Source organism: Salipaludibacillus sp. HK11 (assembly GCF_047795645.1).
Lineage (GTDB): Bacteria > Bacillota > Bacilli > Bacillales > Salisediminibacteriaceae > Salipaludibacillus.
Genome location: NZ_CP181045.1, coordinates 5,072,510 through 5,095,912 on the forward strand (window position 1 = coordinate 5,072,510; position 23,403 = coordinate 5,095,912).

21 protein-coding genes are annotated in these 23,403 nt (G+C 37.9%); 18 read left to right on the forward strand and 3 right to left on the reverse strand.

What is annotated here, in order from left to right:
* The first annotated feature begins 110 nt into the window (after positions 1-110).
* Positions 111-2,405 (forward strand): DNA internalization-related competence protein ComEC/Rec2, encoded by a 2,295-nt coding sequence (locus ACM26V_RS24100; protein ID WP_416149296.1) that lies wholly within the window; start codon positions 111-113, stop codon positions 2,403-2,405.
* 59 nt (positions 2,406-2,464) lie between these two features.
* Here the strand turns inward: ACM26V_RS24100 and ACM26V_RS24105 are convergent, their stop codons facing one another.
* On the reverse strand, positions 2,465-2,596 hold the full coding sequence (locus ACM26V_RS24105; protein ID WP_416149297.1) for a YqzM family protein: 132 nt from the start codon (positions 2,594-2,596) through the stop codon (positions 2,465-2,467).
* A gap of 428 nt (positions 2,597-3,024) precedes the next feature.
* On the opposite strand from ACM26V_RS24105, the gene holA reads away from it, so the two are divergent.
* Positions 3,025-4,047 carry a DNA polymerase III subunit delta gene (gene holA / locus ACM26V_RS24110; protein ID WP_416149298.1) on the forward strand — a complete coding sequence of 341 codons (1,023 nt, stop codon included), beginning with the start codon at positions 3,025-3,027 and terminating at the stop codon, positions 4,045-4,047.
* A 260-nt stretch (positions 4,048-4,307) separates the two neighbouring features.
* Here the strand turns inward: holA and rpsT are convergent, their stop codons facing one another.
* Positions 4,308-4,574, reverse strand: coding sequence for a 30S ribosomal protein S20 (rpsT, locus tag ACM26V_RS24115; protein ID WP_416149299.1), 267 nt, complete (start codon positions 4,572-4,574; stop codon positions 4,308-4,310).
* Between the two features lie 142 nt (positions 4,575-4,716).
* Between rpsT and gpr the strand changes: the two genes are divergently transcribed.
* From gpr to mtaB, 12 genes are all read left to right on the forward strand, one after another.
* Positions 4,717-5,835 carry a GPR endopeptidase gene (gpr, locus tag ACM26V_RS24120; RefSeq protein ID WP_416149300.1) on the forward strand — a complete coding sequence of 373 codons (1,119 nt, stop codon included), beginning with the start codon at positions 4,717-4,719 and terminating at the stop codon, positions 5,833-5,835.
* 74 nt (positions 5,836-5,909) lie between these two features.
* On the forward strand, positions 5,910-7,085 hold the full coding sequence (gene spoIIP, locus ACM26V_RS24125; RefSeq protein WP_416149301.1) for a stage II sporulation protein P: 1,176 nt from the start codon (positions 5,910-5,912) through the stop codon (positions 7,083-7,085).
* A gap of 28 nt (positions 7,086-7,113) precedes the next feature.
* A complete protein-coding gene (locus tag ACM26V_RS24130) occupies positions 7,114-7,527 on the forward strand; it encodes a hypothetical protein (protein WP_416149302.1) in 414 nt (137 codons plus the stop codon).
* Positions 7,528-7,713: 186 nt separating this feature from the next.
* A complete protein-coding gene (gene lepA / locus ACM26V_RS24135; RefSeq protein WP_416149303.1) occupies positions 7,714-9,540 on the forward strand; it encodes a translation elongation factor 4 in 1,827 nt (608 codons plus the stop codon).
* A gap of 64 nt (positions 9,541-9,604) precedes the next feature.
* A complete protein-coding gene (gene hemW, locus ACM26V_RS24140) occupies positions 9,605-10,747 on the forward strand; it encodes a radical SAM family heme chaperone HemW (protein ID WP_416149304.1) in 1,143 nt (380 codons plus the stop codon).
* A gap of 117 nt (positions 10,748-10,864) precedes the next feature.
* On the forward strand, positions 10,865-11,899 hold the full coding sequence (gene hrcA / locus ACM26V_RS24145) for a heat-inducible transcriptional repressor HrcA (RefSeq protein ID WP_416149305.1): 1,035 nt from the start codon (positions 10,865-10,867) through the stop codon (positions 11,897-11,899).
* 54 nt (positions 11,900-11,953) lie between these two features.
* A complete protein-coding gene (grpE, locus tag ACM26V_RS24150; RefSeq protein WP_416149306.1) occupies positions 11,954-12,541 on the forward strand; it encodes a nucleotide exchange factor GrpE in 588 nt (195 codons plus the stop codon).
* A gap of 31 nt (positions 12,542-12,572) precedes the next feature.
* On the forward strand, positions 12,573-14,411 hold the full coding sequence (gene dnaK, locus ACM26V_RS24155; RefSeq protein WP_416149307.1) for a molecular chaperone DnaK: 1,839 nt from the start codon (positions 12,573-12,575) through the stop codon (positions 14,409-14,411).
* Between the two features lie 179 nt (positions 14,412-14,590).
* The gene (gene dnaJ, locus ACM26V_RS24160) at positions 14,591-15,712 is read left to right on the forward strand and encodes a molecular chaperone DnaJ (protein WP_416149308.1); all 1,122 of its coding nucleotides are present in this window, start codon (positions 14,591-14,593) and stop codon (positions 15,710-15,712) included.
* 25 nt (positions 15,713-15,737) lie between these two features.
* On the forward strand, positions 15,738-16,679 hold the full coding sequence (prmA, locus tag ACM26V_RS24165) for a 50S ribosomal protein L11 methyltransferase (protein WP_416149309.1): 942 nt from the start codon (positions 15,738-15,740) through the stop codon (positions 16,677-16,679).
* A gap of 8 nt (positions 16,680-16,687) precedes the next feature.
* On the forward strand, positions 16,688-17,443 hold the full coding sequence (locus tag ACM26V_RS24170) for a 16S rRNA (uracil(1498)-N(3))-methyltransferase (RefSeq protein WP_416149310.1): 756 nt from the start codon (positions 16,688-16,690) through the stop codon (positions 17,441-17,443).
* Between the two features lie 2 nt (positions 17,444-17,445).
* On the forward strand, positions 17,446-18,780 hold the full coding sequence (mtaB, locus tag ACM26V_RS24175; RefSeq protein ID WP_416149311.1) for a tRNA (N(6)-L-threonylcarbamoyladenosine(37)-C(2))-methylthiotransferase MtaB: 1,335 nt from the start codon (positions 17,446-17,448) through the stop codon (positions 18,778-18,780).
* Between the two features lie 114 nt (positions 18,781-18,894).
* Here mtaB and ACM26V_RS24180 read toward each other — a convergent pair whose 3' ends face one another.
* Entirely contained in the window at positions 18,895-19,830 is a 936-nt protein-coding gene (locus ACM26V_RS24180) for a Na/Pi symporter (protein ID WP_416149312.1), read from the reverse strand.
* Positions 19,831-20,089: 259 nt separating this feature from the next.
* Between ACM26V_RS24180 and rpsU the strand changes: the two genes are divergently transcribed.
* From rpsU to floA, 4 genes are all read left to right on the forward strand, one after another.
* Entirely contained in the window at positions 20,090-20,263 is a 174-nt protein-coding gene (rpsU, locus tag ACM26V_RS24185) for a 30S ribosomal protein S21 (protein ID WP_280768509.1), read from the forward strand.
* Between the two features lie 19 nt (positions 20,264-20,282).
* On the forward strand, positions 20,283-20,726 hold the full coding sequence (locus ACM26V_RS24190; RefSeq protein WP_416149313.1) for a GatB/YqeY domain-containing protein: 444 nt from the start codon (positions 20,283-20,285) through the stop codon (positions 20,724-20,726).
* Between the two features lie 303 nt (positions 20,727-21,029).
* On the forward strand, positions 21,030-22,370 hold the full coding sequence (locus ACM26V_RS24195) for an NfeD family protein (protein WP_416149314.1): 1,341 nt from the start codon (positions 21,030-21,032) through the stop codon (positions 22,368-22,370).
* Between the two features lie 26 nt (positions 22,371-22,396).
* On the forward strand, positions 22,397-23,389 hold the full coding sequence (gene floA / locus ACM26V_RS24200; RefSeq protein WP_416149315.1) for a flotillin-like protein FloA: 993 nt from the start codon (positions 22,397-22,399) through the stop codon (positions 23,387-23,389).
* Positions 23,390-23,403: the final 14 nt, after the last annotated feature.

Here is a 23,403-nt window from a genome sequence, read left to right on the forward strand (position 1 = left end):
TCATCAGATGTTAATGGAGGGAGTCATTCTTCCTCTTCCCCCTTTCTTGGTTTTTTTTCCTCCAGTATAGAAGTCTACCAATAACTAACGCTTTAAGACAGGAGGTCATCATGTTTTCGCGAATGTATTGTGCCGTTTTTTTTGCGATAAGCGGCTTGTTATTCGCTTTCAATGTTGGAGAAATGTGGTCAATCACATTCCTATTTTTTGGGTTTCTACCTCACCTGAAAAGACTCAAGTTAAAAAAGACACGTTTTTTACTTGCGTTCCATTTACTTATTGGTCTTACTTTTTTTGTTTATGGGACATTTTTCGTTCAACAAGCTCAATCGACATTACTAGGTACGGAGACAATATTTCAAGGGACGGTTAAAACGAAACCTCAGTTAACGTCGAGTAATAGAGAATGGTCCTTTAATTTTTTACTGGATGAGAATGAAAAATTGCAAGTATTTTATCCAAATCAGCCTGGGAAAGATCCTCCCGTGCTCGCCCGTGAAAGGTGTACATTTGCAGGTGTTTTAGAACAAGCTACCCCTTCAAAAAACCCCTACTCCTTCGATTATCAACAATACTTATCTGAGCAAAATATCGATTGGATTATACGTCTATCAGAAGATGACCTGATTTGTGAACAGGAAGATAATCTCTGGTTACGATTCTTCGATACAATTCGTCATCGTGGAATCGATCAACTATTAAGAAAAAATGATTCAGAAACGTCAGCACTTATGGCTGCTCTTGTATTTGGTGATCGAACATTCATGAGTGAAAATACAATGGCCCAGTATCGCCAGCTTGGAATCCTTCATTTGCTTGCCGTATCTGGACTTCACGTAGGGTTAATAACTTTTGCGCTTTTTTTCATTTTGTACCGGTTTGGACTAACAAGAGAGTTGTCGGGATTCCTCGTATTCAGCTTTTTACCGGTTTATATGATTATTGCTGGTGGATCACCTTCTGTTTTAAGGGCATCCTTGATGTGCATGATATACCTTCTAGTTGTTGCCTTGAATTGGAAAATCAAAGCAATTGATGTCGTGGCACTTGTGGCCTTGTTTTTATTGATTGTTAACCCCTTTTATATTTATCACCTCGGATTTCAACTATCTGTTCTGACTAGTTTTACTCTCTTGCTATCAACATCTCTTTTTAAGACGCAATCCCGGATAATACTTTTATTAAAAGTCACGGGTGTAGCGCAACTAATCTCTTTACCATTAACACTTTACCATTCTTTTGAACTGTCTTTGTTCACGATCCCGATGAATCTTGTATTTATTCCTTTCATCTCATTTTTTGTGCTTCCATGCGCCTTTATAACGGTTATTTTTCAACAAATTATTCCTTCGCTATCTGAATTAAGTTATTGGCTTGTATCAAAAAGTTTAATGATGATGGATCGTCTACTTTCCATAGCAACAGGACCTTCGTGGAGTGTGATTATGTTTGGAAGGCCATCAGGAGTTATGTTATGGATGATGATGGTTGTGATTATCGTGAGTTTGTTATTATTTGAAAAAAACCGCAGGATAATTCCCTCTCTGTTACTGATCGCGGTATTTTCACTCCAATGGGCACTTCCTTATTTCAATGGGAAAGCAATAGTTACGATGCTTGATGTAGGTCAGGGAGAAGCAATTGTCATTGAATTACCTTATAGAAGAGGGGTTTATCTGGTCGATACTGGTGGACGCCTTACATGGGGGGATAATCACGAAAAAGATATACGTCAATCTACAGGTCCTGGTAAATATGTCGTTGAACCTTTTTTAAAAGGAAAAGGAATAAAAAAAATTGATGTGCTTTTACTATCGCATGGGCATGTTGATCATATAGGAGAAGCCTGTTACCTCTCAAGTAAACTGAGCGTGGCAAATGTCTTTTACCCAAAAGGATTACCAGTACCAGAAACAGCTGAATCTAGATTAAACTGTCTTGCAGAAGATGGTGTGTCGATTTCAATGGTTGAGAAAGGGTTCGGTTGGAAAGAGGGTGACGATTGGTTTTATATTCTTCATCCTGATGGACCACAAGAAAATGAAAATAATCGATCGATTGTTTTATTGGCATCATTAAATAGTGTCCATTTCTTATTTACAGGCGACTTGGAAGAATTGGGCGAAAAGCAACTATTAAAAAATTTTCCTACACTCACAACGGATGTATTAAAGGTTGGACACCATGGAAGTAACACCTCAACAACTGGACCGTTTATCGAGCAAATCGAACCTGAATTTGGGTTAATTTCTGCAGGGGAGAATAATCGTTATGGTCATCCACATGACGAGGTGTCGATTCGACTTGAGGAACAGGGTGTGATGATTTATAGAACAACGCGACACGGAGCAATATCATTGGAAGTGTGGGGTGGGCAAATAAACGTGGAACCATATTTTAAATAAAAACACGTCTTCAATGTGATTGAGGACGTGTCATTCTAAAGTATATGTAGACCTTACTGCTAAAAGAAAAGGTCAATCACTTGGGCAATAATAAAAATTGTTGCAAAAAAGCCAAAAACAACAACAAAACCAACGGCACTATCTAAAAAGTCGTTCCGTTTTGTTTGAACATCTTTTTCAAATTCGTTCATGCTTTATCCCCCCTGTAACTTACTTAGTTCTTAGTATAAGACATTCTTAAAAAAAAATCCACAAAATGAAAGGAACACTTTTTCCAAATAAATATTAAAACCTATTCAGGCTTTATATATATCGGAATAAAGCAATAAATGTTTAAATATGGATCTCATCAAATCTATTGGATAAATATACCTCAATTGCTGAGGAGGTCATAACAGTAATGCTGAGAAATTTCCTAATAGTTGTCACCTATAGAACTAGCAAGCATAGGATAAGATATCAATACAGTCACTTTGATTATCGTCATCAGTGGAGATCCTAGGTACTTCATTGGAGGCGTTTATCATAAATGGGGAGCGGCATTCATGCTGTTTCCCTTTCCTTTTGTTCCTATGGTAAAATACATTGAGAGTAAGTACGGAGAGGAGAGAAAAAAACCTTGTCCTATGTAAATGTACTAAAGGAGTTAAATCAAAAGAAATTGTCGCCTTTATATTTATTGTATGGATCTGAAACATACTTAATTGAGGATATTATCCAACGTATAATGTCACAAGCTTTATCTAAAGAAGAACAGGAATTTAACCTTTCTAAATTCGATATGAATGAGCATTCCGTCGAATTAGCGGTTGAGGAAGCATACACTTTTCCATTTATGGGAGGGCGGAGAGTGGTTTTCCTTAAAGATGCTTTTTTCTTTACGACTCAAAAAGGAACAAATAAAGTAGAACATGATTTAAGTAAGCTATTGTCATACATAGAAGATCCGGCGCAAGAAACCGTGATGATTATTCAAGCTCCTTATGAAAAATTAGATGAAAGAAAAAAAATTGTGAAAGTGATGAAAAAACAAGCTTCTGTCATGGATGGAAGGCCTCTTGAAGAAAGAGAGCTTAAACAGTGGATGCTTGATAAAGCGGAAGAATATCAAGTTACATTCGACTCTAAAGCTCAAGAACGTCTTCTAATGTTAACAGGAGCAGACTTGATGATTATGGCATCAGAAATAAAAAAATTGGCGATGCATGTGGGTGAAGGAGAAGTTGTTACGCAAGACCATGTCGACAATCTCGTCGCCAGGTCTCTTGAACAGGATATTTTTTCATTGGTAGACGGTGTCGTTAAAGCACAGGTGAACAAAGCGTTGAAAATATATAAAGACTTATTAAAACAGAAAGAAGCACCTGTGAAGATTATTGCACTAATGGTGAGGCAATTTCGAATTCTCTATCAAGTAAAGCAACTAACTCAACAAGGTTATGGAGAAAAAATCATAGCTTCTCAACTCAAATTGCATCCTTATGTCGTCAAATTAGCTGCGAGACAAGTTCAAAAGTTTCGCGACGGAGAATTATTGCATTTACTTGATCAGCTAGCTGATCTTGACTTTAGTATTAAAACTGGACGAATTAACCCCGAATTAGGGGTTGAATTGTTTTTGTTGAAAAGACAAACTGTATAATAGTAACGGTAAAAAGAACCTAACTGGAGCTTATAGCTCCAGTTAGGTTCTTTTTTTATACTTTAATAATATTTAACTTTTCTAAAGGAATAAAGTATAAGATAAACTAAGGTTTTCGCCGTGAAGGGCTTGGTGAAAAGCCAAGTTTTTCTATTATAGTATGTGAAAGCCTATATTGGGTAAATTAAAAAGGCATATCACTTAAGAATAGTGACTGCCTTACTTTAAAAATATAGATGAGATTGTTTTCCGTCATGCAATTAAGCAGACAATTCGTTTAAGCGCTTTTGTAAGCTAGACTTTTGACGATTTGCTGTGTTTTTATGGAAAACTCCTTTGTTAGCGGCTTTGTCAATTTTCTTTGTAGCTGAAAGGAATGCTTCTTTAGCACCTTCAACATCCTTTTGTTCAGCTTTTGTGTTAAAGACTTTGATTGCCGTACGAAGGTCGGATTTAAATGCAGCATTTTGTGCGCGACGCTTTTCGTTCGTTTGTACACGTTTGACAGCAGATTTAATATTTGCCACGTTATTCACCTCCTATGATGCAACCGTAATAACCATTGGTTTTGCGTGCAACACTAAGGATTGTACCAAAATCAAAATTAAAATGCAATAACATTTTAATTCGGTAGTAAAGGTATTTAAAATAAAATGGAGGGATTAGTAAATGAAGGATTTAGATTTGGAACAATACCAGGTAAGAACAGATTTAGCTGTAGAGGCACATACGATAGCGCGAGAACAAGATAGGCAGAAAAAGTCTGATTCAACAAAAAGTGGAATAGATGGTGTCCAGGTAGACGAAAGCGAAAGAGATGGAGTGACGATAACAAATGTGACAATAGAAGAAAAAGCAGCGAGTCAATTAGGGAAAAAGCCTGGGAAATATTTAACTATTCAAATAGATGGAATAAGACAAAAAGATACAGAACTGCAATCGAAAGCGGAAAAAATATTTGCAGAAGAGTTTCATGACTTTTTAATATCAATCGGAATTCAATCTACACAAACGTGCTTAATAGTTGGATTGGGTAATTGGAATGTCACGCCAGATTCCCTTGGACCACTAGTTACCGATAACCTATTGATTACAAAACACTTATTTGAACTTCAGCCGGAAAATGTACAGGAGGGGTTTCGTCCTGTAAGTGCGATTACACCAGGGGTCATGGGGTTAACAGGGATTGAAACAAGTGACATTATTTTTGGAGTTGTCGAAAAGGTGAACCCGGATTTTATTATTGCAGTTGATGCATTGGCGGCAAGGTCGATTGAGCGCGTCAATACGACGATTCAGATATCAAATACAGGAATTCATCCAGGATCTGGGGTTGGTAATAAACGGAAAGAATTATCAGAAGATGTGTTAGGAATTCCTGTAATTGCGATTGGTGTGCCAACAGTCGTTGATGCAGTCTCCATTACAAGTGATACAATCGATTTCTTACTTAAGCATTTTGGCAGAGAAACGAATGAGGGTAAACACGCGAAGAGTGCATTAACTCCCGCTGGGATGACTTTTGGCGAGAAAAGAGCATTAAATCAGGAAGATTTACCAGATAAAAAAGAACGTGAGCTTTATTTGGGTGCTGTTGGAATACTTGAAGAGCAGGAAAAACGACAACTTATACAGGAAGTGCTCTCGCCACTTGGGCATAATTTAATGGTGACGCCCAAAGAAGTAGATGAATTTATTGAAGACATGGCGAATTTATTAGCTCAAGGTTTAAACACAGCCCTTCATTCACAAGTGAATCAAGATAATGTTGGTTCTTATACTCATTAAAAGGAGTTCTAAATCCTCTCTTTTAGCATAGGCATGAAACATATGGACAAGCTTAAAGAGAGGGTGGAATTCTTATGGTGTCTCATCGTACATATCGAAGAAGTCCAGGTTTCCCGCGACCAAAAAGGACAAGCCTTCAAAAGAAGATTGTATTTTTAGTTATGGGAGTAATGTCGATTTTTTTCTTTACGGCAACTTTAACAGCATTTGAACCAGCATATAGTCTATCTTCATCATCAGTTAATAATATGAGTAACCATATCCCTATGGAATCACTTGTATATTTATTAGGAAATGAAAACCGCTACTTGCAACAATCCTTACCAGATGGACATGAACCTCCGTCCCTAATGCCGATTGCCTTTGAGTTAACAACAAACATAAACCCTGAAGACCCGAGAAGTTTGTTAGGTAGAGAAATGCCAGGATTTTCACTATTTGACGGTCGAATTGTAACCGCTGGAGAAGGCGCGGATTATACGAATATGCCAGTGGAATCAGCTCCGCCTATGGAGGTTTTACTCGCTGAAAGAGAGGCGTCAACTGAAAGGTTAGATGAGATAGCAGATTTGAAAGAGTCTGTACCAGAAACAGAAAATATAGAAGATCTTCCAGTGACAGTTCATATTATTCATACTCATAATCGAGAGTCTTATTTGCCTGAATTACAAAATGCAGATGAAGCATTTCACGACAGTGTCAATATTACATTGGCTGGGGAGCGTCTCGGAATTGAATTAGCAAAGCATGGTATTCATGCTGATGTAGATACGAGTGATATCGGTGTCAAGTTAGATGATCGAAATTGGCAGTATAGTCAATCATACGATATGTCCCGGGAAATAGTGGAGGAAGCAAAAGAAAAAAATAAGGAGCTTCAATTTTTCTTTGACCTTCACCGTGACTCACAGCCAAGAGACATCACCACTGTAGAAATAAATGGAGAAAAATATGCAAAAACATTGTTTGTTATCGGTGAAAACAATCCGGATTTTGAACAGAATAAAGCTCTAGCGAAAGAGTTACATGATAAATTACAACATAATTATTATGGTCTTAGTAGAGGCATTTTTGCACCAGCTGTAAGCGGAAGTGGGAACAATGGCGTATATAATCAAGACTTATCAGCAAATTCAATCTTGATCGAATTTGGTGGTGTAGAAAATACCCTAGAAGAAGTGTATCGCTCAGTTGAAATATTCGCAGAGGTATTTAGTGAGTTTTATTGGGAGCATGAAAAGAATCAATAATTATGGAGTAAGGAGGGGGGATACAGAGATGGGGCAGCTGATAATTAGAGCAGGAATATTTGTTTCGATCTTGATGTTTGGTTTTATTCTGGGCATCCTGTATTCAGATCAGGATATTGATTTGACCTCTTCACGGTTTCAAATAAAAGAAGAAACATTGGTTGACACAAAAGGTTACGTGATAAATAAAGAAGTAGAAATTCATCAAAAAGAGCAATCAAATATTATTGAAATGGAAGATGAAGAGGGCTTAGTCGTTTATAAAAAAAGTGATGATGAGATTCACAAGTCGCTTGAGGAACAACTCCCGTCTTTTGTTGAAAGGTCAGACTCTTCAGGAAGTTCTCACTCTAGTCCGCTATTTTCCGAAATGGGGTTACGCACTGCCGGAGCATTCGAACAAGTATTTCAGAAAATGTTTTCTTATATTGATGGTCAGTAACGAAGTATTTATCTTAAAAACTAATTGATTTAAAATATGCTTAACTTAACTTAACGTTAACTCGTTTACTAAGCCAATATTTGATGATCAGAGACCACCAAATAAAACTAATGTTTGAACGTTTGCTATTATTCTTGCTATAATGGTTCATAGTGTATTAACGGAGTCCGTAGGAGTGATAGTATAATGAACCCTAAAGAACGTATTCAAAGAAGAGATAGAATTAGGAATTTTTCCATCATAGCTCACATTGATCATGGTAAGTCCACGTTAGCAGACCGTATTTTAGAGCTAACAAGTGCCTTATCGCAACGTGAGATGAAGGACCAAATGCTTGATGCAATGGATCTTGAGCGTGAACGAGGAATTACGATTAAATTAAATGCAGTTCAATTAACATATTTAGCAAAAGATGGTGTTGAGTATATTTTCCATCTTATTGATACTCCAGGGCACGTCGATTTTGCCTATGAAGTATCGAGGAGCCTTGCTGCATGTGAAGGGGCATTATTAATTGTTGATGCTGCTCAAGGAATTGAGGCGCAAACGTTAGCTAATGTTTATTTAGCATTAGACAATGAGTTGGAGATTCTGCCAGTTATCAATAAAATTGATCTACCAAGTGCCGAGCCAGATCGTGTCAAACAAGAAGTAGAAGATGTTATTGGACTTCCAATGGATGATTGTTTGTTGGCTTCAGCTAAGAATGGTATTGGAATTGAAGATATTGTCGAATCTGTCGTCAAAAATGTTCCCTCTCCATCTGGTGATCCAGAAGCCCCATTAAAAGCGATGATTTTCGACTCTCTGTATGATCCTTATCGCGGTGTCATTGTTTATATACGAATTATGGAAGGAACCGTAAAGCCTGGAGAAAAAATCAAAATGATGGCCACGGAAAAAGAATTTGAAGTTCATGAAGTCGGTGTCTTTACTCCAAAACCTGAGAACAGAGAAGAATTAAGCGTTGGAGATGTAGGGTTTATGATTGCTGGGATTAAAAACGTAAGTGACAGTCGCGTTGGTGATACAGTAACGCACTCAAATAGACAAACGGAAGAAGCTCTTCCAGGTTACCGTAAGCTAAACCCAATGGTGTTCTGTGGACTTTACCCTGTTGATACAACCGATTATATTGGTTTAAGAGAAGCTTTAGAGAAACTAGAACTAAATGATGCAGCTTTGCAATTTGAAGCGGAGACATCGCAAGCACTCGGCTTTGGTTTTCGTTGCGGTTTCTTAGGATTATTGCACATGGAAATTATGCAAGAAAGAATTGAACGAGAATTTAATATCGGTCTTATAACAACCGCACCTAGTGTTGTTTATGAAGTATTCCAAACGGACGGAGAAACATTAAGGATTGACAACCCATCGGATATGCCTGATGCACAAAAAATAGAATATGTATTGGAACCTTACGTAAAAGCTGAAATTATGGTGCCAAATGAATACGTTGGACCTGTGATGGAACTTTGTCAGAAAAAACGTGGTAACTATATTGACATGAAATATTATGATGCAAATCGGGTTAATCTTATTTATGAACTGCCTTTATCTGAAATTGTTTATGACTTTTTTGATACGATGAAATCGAGTACAAAAGGATATGCTTCATTCGATTACGAGCTGATTGATTACAAACAAAGTGATTTAGTGAAAATGGATATTTTATTGAATGGTGAACGAATAGATGCTCTTTCTATTGTTGTCCATAGAGACACTTCTTATGAGAGAGGGAAGAATGTTGTTGAAAAATTAAAAGAACTGATTCCTCGTCAACAATTTGAAGTCCCTGTTCAAGCAAGTATTGGACAAAAGATCATTTCGAGATCAACAATTAAAGCGATGCGTAAAAATGTATTAGCAAAATGTTACGGGGGGGATATTTCTCGTAAACGTAAGTTACTTGAAAAACAAAAAGCAGGTAAAAAAAGAATGAAAACCGTTGGTAATGTGGAAGTTCCACAAGAAGCGTTTATGTCAGTCCTTAGTATGGATGAAAATAAGTAAACGGACCGGTTAGACCGCAGGATTCCTGCGGTCTTTCACCGTTTCATGAAAGAGAGGTAACCATATGCCAAAATCCCTTTATGTTCATGTTCCATTTTGTGAGCAGATTTGTCATTACTGTGACTTTAATAAATTTTATTTACACAACCAGCCGATAGATGAGTACATCGATTTGTGTGCTAGTGAAATGGAGAAAACGATACATTTTTTCCCCTCAGATGAAGCTATTTCGACCATTTATGTTGGTGGAGGAACGCCAACATCCTTATCTACAGAACAACTACGGCGATTGTTGCAACAAATCAAACATTATTTTCCATTGTCAAACGAGCTTGAATTTACGGTCGAAGTTAATCCTGGGAGCGCAGATGAAGAAAAAATGTCAATGTTATATGAAATGGGAGTTAATCGTTTGAGTATAGGAGCCCAAACCTTTGACGAAGATTTATTAAAAGCGATAAACCGTGACCATAAGGCGTCAGATGTGGAAAAAACAGTGAACTTGGCTCATAATTCAGGCATTAAGAATCTCTCGATTGATATGATGTTTGGTTTACCAAAACAAACGATGAAACAGTGGACAGATTCATTAAAATCCGCTTGTCAATTACAAATTCAGCATATTAGTGCCTACTCTTTGAAAGTTGAAGAAAAAACAGTGTTTTATCAATTGTTTAAAAAGGGTAAACTTACTTTGCTTGACCAAGAAGACGAAGCAGACATGTATGAGTACATGTTAAAAGAATTAAGTAAACAGGGGTTTCGTCAGTATGAGATTAGTAACTTTGCTAAAGATGGCAAAGAGAGTCTTCATAATTTAACATATTGGGATAATCAGGAGTATTATGGGATTGGTGCAGGTGCTCATAGTTATATTACTGGCGTGCGTCGTGTGAACCATGGGCCATTGCCTAAATATATGAAAGCTCTAAATAACAATGAATTTCCATATCTTGAACAAAATCAAGTGTCAGAAAAGGAAAAAATGGAAGAGCAGATGTTTATGGGACTTCGAAAACGGACCGGCGTTTCTTTAGTAGAATTTGAAAAAAGGTTTGGAAAAGCTGTTCAGCAAATTTTTCCTCAAGTCATGAATAAACTAATAACTGATCAATTATTAGAGGTAGTCCAAGGGCATGTAAGGCTTACGGATAAAGGGCTTTTGCTAGGTAATGAAGTCTTTGAAAAATTCTTACTTAGCGATTAAATATAAATTTTTTTAAATTTGTTGGTTTCTCTACGTTGACAACTCGAATCGTTATTTGGTAACTTATTATATAGATTTAGCACTCGTTAATGAAGAGTGCTAACAGGGGGGATTTTCATGTTGACAGAGCGTCAGTTATTAATCCTAAAAGCGATTGTAGATGATTATGTTACAAATGCTGAACCTGTAGGCTCAAGAAGTGTATCAAAGCGCGATGATGTGAGTTTTAGTCCAGCAACGATACGAAATGAAATGTCTGATTTAGAAGAGCTAGGTTTTTTGGAAAAGCCTCATAGCTCGGCAGGAAGAATTCCTTCTCAGAAAGGGTATCGTTATTATGTAGATCACCTAGTTTCACCTTCAAAATTAACAAGTGGGGAAGTATCTGATATTCAATCGCTATTAGATAGTCGTTATAATGAGTTTGAAGAATTGATCAAGCAATCAGCGACAGTTCTTTCAAATTTAACAAGCTATACTTCAATCATTTTGGGACCAGAAATATTTGAATCAACATTAAAGCAAATTCAGTTGATTCCTATTTCAGATAATCAAGCAGTTGTAATTATTGTTACAGATACCGGACATGTTGAAAATCAAACGGTGCAGTTTCCGGGTGATTTAAAAGGAGAACAACTAGAAAAAGTAGTGAATATTTTAAATGAACGCTTGCGTGGAGTCCCCCTTGTCCAATTGCAAGTTAAATTGAATGCTGAAATTTCATTGCTTTTGAAGCGGTACGTCAACCAATATGAATCGATGATAAAGATGCTTGGTGATGTCTTTCAAACGCAGCAAAATGAAAAAGTGTTTTATGGTGGGAAAACGAATATTTTAACACAACCAGAATTTAATGACGTGGAACGGGTAAGGAATATTTTGAATATATTTGAAGAAGATACCCTCGTTTCAAAACTTTTTCGTTCTGAAGATAATGGATTAACGGTGAAGATTGGTGAAGAAAATCACTTTGAACCTTTCGATGACTGTACAATTATTACGGCAACATACTCTCTTGATGGAAAACATATGGGGACAGTTGGAATATTAGGTCCAACTAGGATGGAGTATCCGCGAGTGATAAGTATTATGGATTATTTGTCTAAAGATATGACGAAGATACTAACAGCGTGGTATCAGAAAAAAATGTAAATGATAGAGAATTAGTGGAAAGAAAGAACTGACTATTTTAAGGAGGTGAAAGAAGTGGAAAACGAAACAAAGCGAGAGACTGAACACGAACCGGTGTCCGAAGAGAACTCTGAGAACGAGGCGGAAGAAGTGCTAGAGGCAGATGAAGTTATAGAGGCTGAAGCAGAAGTAGAGCCAGAAGAAGATACGTCTTCAAGCGTTCAACAAGAGCTAGAAGAAAAGCTCGAGGAAACAACAAACCGGATGTTACGTCTTCAAGCAGATTATGATAATTTCCGACGTCGCACACAGCAAGAAAAGGAGTCAGCGGCTAAATATAGATCACAAAGTTTGGCAGAAAGTTTGCTTCCAGCTCTAGATAGCTTTGAGAGAGGTATGAAGATAGATGCTCAAAGTGAAGAAACAAAGAGCTTGTTGCAAGGAATGGAAATTGTTTACCGTCAACTAATGGAAGCATTGGATAAAGAAGGAATAGAACCTGTAGACTCAGTAGGTCAACCTTTCGATCCGAAAATCCATCAAGCTGTCATGCAAGTGGAATCGGACGATTATGAATCAAATGTAGTCGTTGAAGAGATGCAAAAAGGTTATCAGTTAAAAGGACGTATTATTCGTCCAGCAATGGTAAAAGTAAATGCATAATTACATATGCAATGAATAGGAGGATTTTAAAATGAGTAAAGTAATCGGAATTGACTTAGGTACAACAAACTCTTGTGTCGCAGTAATGGAAGGTGGAGAAGCCACAATTATTGCAAACGCAGAAGGTGCAAGAACAACACCATCTGTAGTTTCATTTAAAGATGGTGAACGACAAGTAGGGGAAGTCGCAAAGCGTCAGATGATCACTAACCCAAACACAATTACGTCGATTAAGCGCCATATTGGAACAGACTATAAAGTAGAAGCAGAGGGTAAGGCTTATACACCTCAAGAAATTTCTGCGATTATTCTACAAAAATTAAAAGCAGATGCGGAAGCTTACTTAGGCGAAACAGTGTCAAAAGCGGTTATTACTGTACCTGCTTATTTCAATGATTCTCAGCGTCAAGCAACAAAAGATGCAGGTAAAATTGCTGGTTTAGAAGTTGAAAGAATTGTTAACGAGCCTACAGCAGCAGCTTTAGCTTATGGTCTGGAGAAAGATGATGATCAAACAATTCTTGTTTATGACCTAGGTGGCGGTACATTTGATGTGTCGATTTTAGAGCTTGGGGATGGTTTCTTTGAAGTAAAGGCAACGTCAGGTGATAACGAACTCGGTGGAGACGATTTCGACCAAGTGATCATCGATCATTTAGTTGAACAATTTAAAAAGGACAATGGCATCGATCTATCTCAAGATAAAATGGCACTTCAGCGATTGAAAGATGCTGCTGAAAAAGCGAAAAAAGATTTATCTGGTGTATCTCAAACTCAAATTAGTTTGCCATTTATTACAGCAGACCAATCTGGACCGAAACATTTGGAATTAAGCTTATCTAAAGCGAAATTCGAGGATCTTACTTCTCACCTAGTAGAAAGAACAATGGGGCCAACTCGTCGTGCATTGAAAGATGCAGGTTTATCAGCTGGTGAAGTAGATAAAGTTGTTTTAGTTGGTGGTTCTACACGTATTCCTGCCGTACAAGAAGCGATTAAGAAAGTAGCGGGTAAAGATCCTCATAAAGGCGTTAATCCGGATGAAGTAGTTGCATTGGGTGCAGCTGTTCAAGCTGGTGTTTTAACTGGGGATGTAAAAGATGTTGTTCTACTTGACGTCACTCCACTTTCATTAGGTATTGAAACGATGGGGGCCGTATTTACTAAGCTTATTGAGCGTAATACTACGATTCCTACAAGTAAATCGCAAACATTTTCGACAGCATCAGATAATCAACCATCCGTAGATATCCATGTTCTTCAAGGTGAGCGTGAGATGGCTGCGAATAACAAAACATTAGGACGTTTTCAATTAACTGATATTCCACCAGCACCACGTGGAACTCCGCAAATTGAAGTAACTTTTGATATTGATGCGAATGGTATTGTAAATGTTCGTGCGAAAGATCTTGGAACGAATAAAGAGCAGTCTATTACAATCACATCTTCTTCTGGGCTTTCAGACGAGGAAGTTGAACAAATGGTAAAAGATGCGGAAGAAAATGCGGAAGAAGACAAGAAGCGCCGTGAAGAAGTTGACCTTCGTAACGAAGCTGATCAACTCGTCTTCTCAACAGAGAAAACAATCAAAGACATCGGTGAAGACAATGTTGATGCTGAAGATAAAGAAAAAGCAGAAGCAGCAAAAGAAAAAGTGAAAACTGCGCTTGAAGGCGAAGACATTGAAGCAATTCGTACAGCAAAAGATGAACTTCAAGAAATTGTTACACAACTTACAACGAAATTGTATGAGCAAGCAGCTAAACAAGCTGAAGCTGAGCAAGGTGATCAGAGCCAAGAAGGCGAAGATGACGTCGTGGATGCAGACTACGAAGAAGTGAAAGACGAAACAGACGAGGATAAAAAGTAATAAAACGCAATCTCGTTACTGAAAAGTCAAAGTCAGGAATTTCTTGGCTTTGACTTTTTTCACGGTAAGGTGTTCCCAATGATTTAGAGTAGGGTTAGGAAAAAAATTTTTGTACCTTGCCTGTTTTACTTGAGAATGATAAGATATTCGTTATGGATTAAACTCGGGAGTGAGAATAAATGAGTAAGAGAGACTATTATGATGTACTTGGTGTTGAAAAAGGCGCATCTGAAGCAGAAATTAAAAAAGCGTATCGGAAATTAGCACGGAAATACCATCCGGATGTTAATAAAGAAGAGGGCGCTGAAAATAAATTCATTGAAGTGAAAGATGCTTATGATACATTAAGCGATTCGCAGAAACGAGCTCATTATGATCAGTTCGGCCATGCAGATCCAAATCAAGGATTTGGTGGAGCGGGCGCTGGCGCTGGAGCAGGCGGCTTCAGCGACATCTTTGATATGTTCTTTGGTGGTGGCGGAAGAAGAGATCCGAATGCTCCACGTCAAGGTGCAGATATGCAATATACAATGGGACTGGAATTCAAAGAAGCTGTATTTGGAAAAGAAACAGACATTGAAATCCCAAGAGAAGAAACATGTGACACATGTGATGGATCTGGTGCCAAAAAAGGTACGAAACCTGAAACTTGTCAACACTGTGGTGGTGCTGGACAATTAAATGTTGAACAAAACACACCTTTTGGCCGTGTTGTCAATCGCCGTGTTTGCCACCATTGTGATGGAACAGGACAATTCATTAAGCACAAATGCCGTACATGTGGCGGTCAAGGTAAAGTGAAAAAACGTAAGAAAATTCATATTAAAATCCCAGCTGGTGTTGATACAGGACAGCAAATTCGCGTGGCTGGCCAAGGTGAAGCTGGCGAAAATGGAGGTCCATCAGGAGATTTATTTGTCGTATTTAATGTGAAGTCCGATGAATTCTTCAAGCGAGATGGGGATGATATCTTCTGTGAAATGCCGATTACATTTGTGCAATCAGCCTTAGGTGATGAAATTGAGGTGCCAACTCTTGAAGGTAAAGTCAAACTGAAAGTACCTGCTGGCACACAAACTGGAACCAATTTTAGACTTCGCGGAAAAGGAATCCCGAATGTTCGTGGAATGGGCCAAGGTGATCAACATATTCAAATGAAAGTGATCACACCGAAACATTTGTCTGATCGTCAAAAAGAGTTATTACGTGAATTTTCTGAAATAAGCGGAAATGAAGCTCCTGATGAGCAAAGCGATAATTTCTTTGCGAAAGTTAAAAGAGCATTTAAAAGTTTCGGATAATCAATAGGGATAGGGAGTTGGTAAGATGAAGTGGTCAGAAGTTTGCATTCACACTACTCAGGAAGCAGTGGAACCTGTCAGTCATATTATGCACGAAGCTGGTGCTGGTGGCGTCGTCATCGAAGATCCAGACGATTTAAATCGTGACTGGGAGACGAAATATGGTGAAATATATGAACTTTCTGCCGATGACTACCCTGAAGAAGGAGTGCTTTTAAAAGCATATTTACCAGCTAACAGTTTCTTGGCTGAAGCGGTAAGTGGAATCAAAGAGGCTGTTAGCCAACTTCCTGTCCACAATATTGATATCGGACGTAATAGCATGACAGTTAGCGAAGTGAATGAAGAAGATTGGGCTACTGCATGGAAAAAGTACTACAAACCGGTGAAAATATCTGATCACATTACAATTACCCCCTCATGGGAGGATTATAAAAAAATCCAAGATAATGAACTGGTGATTGAACTTGATCCAGGTATGGCGTTTGGTACTGGAACTCATCCAACAACGGTTCTTTGTGTGCAATCATTAGAAAGACATCTAGTAAAGGGGCAAGTAGTTGTTGATGTTGGAACAGGGTCAGGTGTGTTAAGTATTGCAGCAGCGAAGTTAGGGGCTTCATATGTGGATGCATTAGATCTTGATGATGTAGCGGTGAATTCAGCCTCATTGAATGTAGAACTAAATCACGTACAAGATGTTGTTAATGTCAAGCAAAGTAATTTGTTAGATAAGGTTAATTATTCTCCGGATTTAATTGTTGCTAACATATTGGCTGAAGTCATTGTACAAATGACTGAGGATGCTTTTGTTGCTTTGAAACCTGGCGGTAAACTTATTACGTCAGGAATCATTCAAACGAAAAGAAACATGGTTAAAGGGGCTCTCCAATCGGCTGGTTTTGAGATCAATGAGATCGTTGAAATGGAAGATTGGCTTGCGGTTGTTGCCAAAAAACCAGAGTAGGTGAAGACATGCAACGATATTTTTTGAGTGAAGAGTCTTTCGATGGTACTTATGTTATGATTGATGGCGAAGATGCGAAACACATTGCTCGAGTGATGAGAATGACATTAGGTGCTCAGATCATTTGTTGTGATAATCATGGTAGCTGTTATAGATGTGAAATTAGTGAAGTGTCCTCCGATATTGTGAAAGCAGATATCATCGAACAAATAGAGAAAAATGTTGAATTACCAATCGATGTATCGATTGCTCACGGATTGCCAAAAGGTGATAAGTTGGAGTTAGTTATCCAAAAAGGAACAGAATTGGGAGCGATAAAATTTATACCATTTCAGGCAGAACGTTCGATTGTGAAATGGGATGAAAAAAAAGCGGAGAAAAAAATAGAGAGATGGAATAAAATTTCGAAAGAAGCGAGCGAGCAGTCGCATCGTCAATACGTTCCACAAGTAGAGACTGTTCAAAAATTGAAACAGCTTCTTCGGCATTTCCATTTATATTCTTATGTCATTCTCGCAAATGAGGAGCAGGCAAAGAATGATGAGAAAAGTCAGTTCCATCATACGTTATCACAAATGAAACGAGGAGATTCTCTTTTGCTTGTGGTAGGACCTGAAGGTGGTTTTTCTGATCGTGAAGTGGAAATAATGATCAATGCTGGAGCAATTAGCTGTGCACTTGGACCGAGAATTTTGCGGAGCGAAACAGCACCACTATATGGTTTAGCAGCGATATCATATCATTTTGAATTGATGGGGGGATGAAAATGCCAACGGTCGCTTTTCATACATTAGGATGTAAAGTTAACCACTATGAAACAGAGTCTATTTGGCAACTGTTTCAGCAGGCGGGTTATGAAAAAATAGAATATGAGCAGATCTCCGATGTTTATGTCATAAATACATGTACAGTTACAAATACAGGTGACAAAAAAAGTCGACAGGTTATTCGTAGGGCAATTCGTCAAAACCCAGAGGCGGTTGTTTGTGTGACTGGCTGCTATGCTCAAACATCTCCAGCTGAAGTGATGGCGATACCTGGAGTAGATATTGTTGTAGGCACACAAGATCGACATAAACTTTTGCCTTATATTGAGAAATTTCAAAAAGAGCGGGAGCCTATAAATGCAGTCGGTAACATTATGAAGGCACGAGTATATGAGGAGTTGGATGTACCGTCCTTTACAGATCGAACAAGAGCTTCTTTGAAAATTCAAGAAGGATGTAATAACTTCTGTACGTTTTGTATTATCCCGTGGGCAAGAGGTTTGATGCGTTCAAGGAAACCTGAAGATGTTATAGAACAAGCGAAACAACTTGTGAAAGCAGGTTACAAAGAAATTGTTTTAACTGGAATTCACACAGGTGGATATGGTGAAGATATGAAGGATACTAGCCTTGCAAGCCTGTTAGCTGAATTGGAAACAATCAGTGGATTGAAAAGAATCCGAATTTCATCTATTGAAGCTAGTCAGATTACGGATGATGTGATTGAAGTGATTGATCGGTCTGAAAAAGTAGTTCGTCACTTGCATGTACCTCTTCAGTCAGGTTCAAATACGGTTTTAAAACGTATGAGACGAAAGTATACAACCAATTTTTATAAAGAAAGAGTTAATCGCTTGAAGAAAGCTTTACCGGGTCTAGCGGTAACGTCTGATGTGATTGTTGCTTTCCCTGGTGAAACAGAGGATGAATTTCAGGAAACATTTGATTTTATTCGGGAAATTGGTTTTTCTGAATTGCATGTATTTCCATTCTCTAAACGCACCGGAACACCAGCGGCTAGGATGGAAGATCAAGTAGGAAATGACGTGAAGAATGATCGCGTGCATAAACTAATTGAGCTTTCAAATCAGCAAGCTAAAGAATATGCTTCTGTATTTGAAGGGGAAGTATTAGAGATGATCCCTGAGGAAGATGATCATGACAACTCAGACTATTTAATTGGGTACACGGATAATTATATGAAAGTAAAAGTTCCATTGAATAAAAAGATGATTGGCGAAATTGTCAAAGTTAGAATTGACCAAGCTGGTTATCCTTATAATATTGGATCGTTTGTAAAAGTAGTAAAAGATCCTGAAGTTGAACTAGTCTAATTGAGAGACTGCACCAAAATATTTTTGGTGCAGTCTCTTTTGTATCTATCGAGGGAGAGCAGTTTAAGAAAAAAGAATCTCCCTCTTTTATAAACGGCTAAGTTTTTTTCGATCCTAGCGAATAGGTCCCTTTCCATGAATAATAATGATGAAAGAGACGAAGGGTTTAGCAAATGGAAGTACGATTAAGGAACATACTACATTGAATATTAACGCTGCATGGGCTAATTGTTGTGCTGGAAACTCACTTGTAAATGAAATAAATGTTGTGAAATATTCGATAAACGGAAAAAAAAGTAAGACTCCAACGATATTTAGCCAAATATTAGCGTAGGCTGTAAGTTTAGCTTCTTGAGCCCCCCCGATGCTAGCAAACCATGCTGTAATACATGTTCCAATGTTGGCACCAAACATGATCGCGATAGAAGATTGTAATGTTAATAAGTTTTCCCCAATAAAACTCATTGTCATCGCTGTAACTGCTGAACTAGATTGAATGACAGAGCTGAGAAGTGTTCCAATAACAAGAGCTATTGTGTTGCTATTGCTTGTAAAAACAAACCAGTCATAAACTGTTGGGATAGAAGAAAGTAAATAAGCTAGGCCTTCAAATCCTCTTATTGCAGTTATCATCATTGCTAGTCCAAAAAAAAAGCACCCATATGAAAAAACTGTTTCTTTTTTTGAAAAAAGAAACAAAACACCTAATAATAGAAAAGGAAAAATAAACGAAGAGAGATCAAATGCAAGCACCTCTAAAGTCATCACTGTTCCAATGTTAGCACCGAGCATAATCCCAATGGAAGAATAAAAAGATAATATTCCAACAGAAACGAAACCAACGATGATAACCATAACTGCTGAACTGCTTTGAAGAAGGCTGGTTAAAATTAATCCAATTAATAACCCCTTCCAAGGTCGGTCAACTAATTTAATAAAGAGAGAAGGAATGGCACCTTTGAATCTCATAAGCAATCCGTGTCTCATGACCACCATTCCAAACAGAAATAGAGATAAATAAATTGCAAATAATGTCATCCATTCATTCATTTTATTTCCTCCTCGAGATATTATATCGGAAGAGGAGGACAAACATGACAATTTCATTAATTTTAAAAGAAAAGTTGACCATAACTTCCCATTCATATATAATGAAAAAAGACATGCTTTTTGTACTTGTAGTTTTCTCTCTTTTGAGAAAGGTCAAAGTACGCTATGACAAAAATTTTCATCAATAGTATTAAACTGATGATCATCAAATGTCTTGTTTAGCATGTTTTGATTGGTTGTTCGGAGGGAGGGATACAGAATGGCAGAAACACGTGTAAGAAAAAATGAATCCATCGATGTTGCTCTTCGACGCTTCAAGAAATCAATTTCTAAAGAAGGTACGATGGCAGAAGTTAAGAAACGTAAACATTATGAAAAACCTAGTATTAAACGTAAGAAAAAGTCCGAAGCGGCTCGTAAGCGTAAGTTCTAAATGAGAGGGTGTATTTTCCTTGAACATTCTTGATCAACTTAATCAAGATTTAAAGGATGCGATGCGTAACAGAGATAAGCAACGTCTTTCGGTCATTCGATCAGTGAAATCTTCACTGCAGAATGAATCGATCAATAAAGGCGAAGAGCTTACTGCTGATGAAATCTTAACGGTATTAAATCGTGAGATGAAGCAACGAAAAGAATCTCTCTATGAATTTAAAAAAGCAACACGTGAAGATCTTGTTGAAAAAACTAATACAGAAATTCAGCTACTTTCTGAATATATGCCATCACAACTATCTGATAATGAGCTGCAGCAAATCGTTAATGAGACAATGGATGAAGTTGGAGCAAAATCAAAATCAGATATAGGTAAGGTGATGGGTGCGATCATGCCTAAGGTAAAAGGTCGTGCTGATGGTTCCAGAGTGAAAGATATTGTCCATCAATCTTTAGCTTAAATAAATTAACGCCTTGTTTTATACAAGGCGTTTTTATTTTGCTTAGCTGTATTTAGGAATTACTCAGTTGCAAAAAATACTAATAAGTAGAAGGTTTATCACCTCTATAGTTCTAGCAAATTTTTCATAAGGAATCCTCTTGAGTGAAATGATTGATAACTCATTTTGATTTCTTTTTTAAGGAATAAAAGGTAAAATGAAATCAAAAGGTTTGAAAAAAATGAAACCTAGCTCTTATTTAAACGTATTCATATTATCGCAATAATTTTAAAGTGACACCATTTTGAAAAGGAGGTTATAAATTTGAAAAAGAACTTTCGAGTGATGGGTTACTCTTTGATGATGATACTGGCTTTTATGTTGTTGATATTCACACCGCCAGAAGCGAAGAGCGATGGCTCAGGTCAACTCGTTTATTATATTCCTTTAGAACAAACAGTGGAGCGAGGCTTAGAGGCATTTTTAAATCGTTCAATCCAAACTGCTGAAGAAGCAGGCGCTGACCAAATTGTGTTTGAAGTAAATACACCAGGTGGATATGTAGATGCAGCAGGAGATATTGCAAAACTAATTAGGGACGCAAACGCGCCGACTACAGCATTTATCGTTGGGGATGCATTGTCAGCAGGAGCTTATCTTTCTTTAAATGCGGATCAAATTGTTATGACTCCTGGTACTGAAATGGGTTCTGCAGCAGTTATTGATGGGACAGGAAATGCTGCTGAGGATAAAGCGCAATCCGCTTGGCTAGGGAGTATGAGGAGCGCTGCAGATATAAATAACCGTGAACATCTTTACGCTTTAGCAATGGCTGATGCATCGATTGACTTGCCTGAATATGGCGCAGGAGAAGGCCATTTGCTTACATTAACGAGTTCAGAAGCGTTAGAAGTTGGCTATGCAGAGGCTGTTGTTGAGAATCGAGCAGAACTTCTTGAGTTAATGAATATAGAAAATGCCACAGAGATAACAACAGAAGTTAGCTTTGCGGAGCAAATTGCTCGGTTTGTAACGAGTCCAATTGTCATACCTATTTTGCTTTCGATAGGTAGTCTAGGATTAGTTCTTGAACTTTATTCACCTGGATTTGGCATTCCGGGGATTATGGGTGCGTCATCGTTGCTTTTATACTTTTATGGGCACTTGGTTGCTGGATTTGCAGGGTGGGAAACGTTAATCTTGTTTGCAATAGGGGTGATTTTGCTTCTAGTGGAAATTTTTTCTCCAAGTTTTGGGATATTTGGAATTGTCGGGATTGGTGCGATGATTGGCAGTCTTGTCATGAGCTCATATTCGACGGCAAATATGTTAATGTCCGTAGGAATAGCTATTATTGTGACAATAGTTGCTTCCGTGTTATTCTTTAAGTACGTAGGTTACTCTGGACCAATGCAACGAATAATTTTTACGGACCAAACAAAAACAGAATTAGGTTACGTCTCAAATGTTAATCGAGATGAGCTTATGGGTGAGGTTGGCAAAACATTAACGATCCTTAGACCATCAGGAACAGCGGAATTAAATAATGAAAGACTTGACGTTGTCTCTGAGGGAGGATATATTGAACAAGGAAAGAAAGTAAAAGTTATTTCCGTAGCGGGTTCACGAATTGTTGTTCGCGAAGTAACTGAAGGAAATGAATAGTTGTATTAGAAAAAGGAGGAAGACAAATGACAGATGAAATTTTTGTACTAATAATCATTGGTGTTGTGATAGTAGCTTTCGCAGTATTGTTCACATTTGTACCAGTAGCACTATGGATTTCAGCATGGGCTGCCGGAGTAAAAGTTGGGATTTTCCAACTAGTTGGGATGAGACTTCGAAGGGTTATTCCACATAGAGTAGTGAACCCATTGATTAAAGCAGTAAAAGCTGGTCTTGAACTTAACACGAACAAACTAGAGGGACATTACTTAGCAGGTGGTAACGTTGACCGCGTTGTAAACGCATTAATTGCGGCTCAACGTGCTAATATTGATTTAACTTTCGAACGTGCAGCAGCTATTGATTTAGCAGGTCGTGACGTACTCGAAGCTGTGCAAATGAGTGTTAATCCGAAAGTGATTGAAACACCATTTATTGCTGGTGTAGCAATGGACGGTATTGAAGTGAAAGCGAAAGCTAGAATTACTGTACGAGCTAATATTGACCGTCTCGTAGGTGGTGCTGGTGAAGAAACAATTATTGCTCGTGTTGGCGAAGGGATTGTTTCGACAATCGGTTCTGCACAAAATCACGCAGAAGTATTGGAAAATCCAGACATGATCTCGCAAACCGTCTTGAAAAAAGGCTTGGATGCTGGAACAGCATTTGAGATTTTATCTATTGATATTGCTGATATTGATATCGGTAAAAATATTGGTGCAGGTCTTCAAACGGATCAGGCAGAAGCAGACAAGAAAATTGCTCAAGCTAAAGCCGAAGAACGTCGTGCAATGGCTGTAGCTGAAGAGCAAGAGATGAAGGCAAGAGTAGAAGAAATGCGGGCTAAAGTGGTTGAAGCTGAAGCTGAAGTACCAATGGCTATGTCAGATGCATTACGCTCTGGAAAGCTAGGAGTAATGGATTATATGAATTTTAATAATGTCAAAGCTGATACAAACATGCGCGATTCGATTGGCAAAGCAACGAATGATAGTGATGATGATGATAAATCATACTGAGAATAAATGAGAGA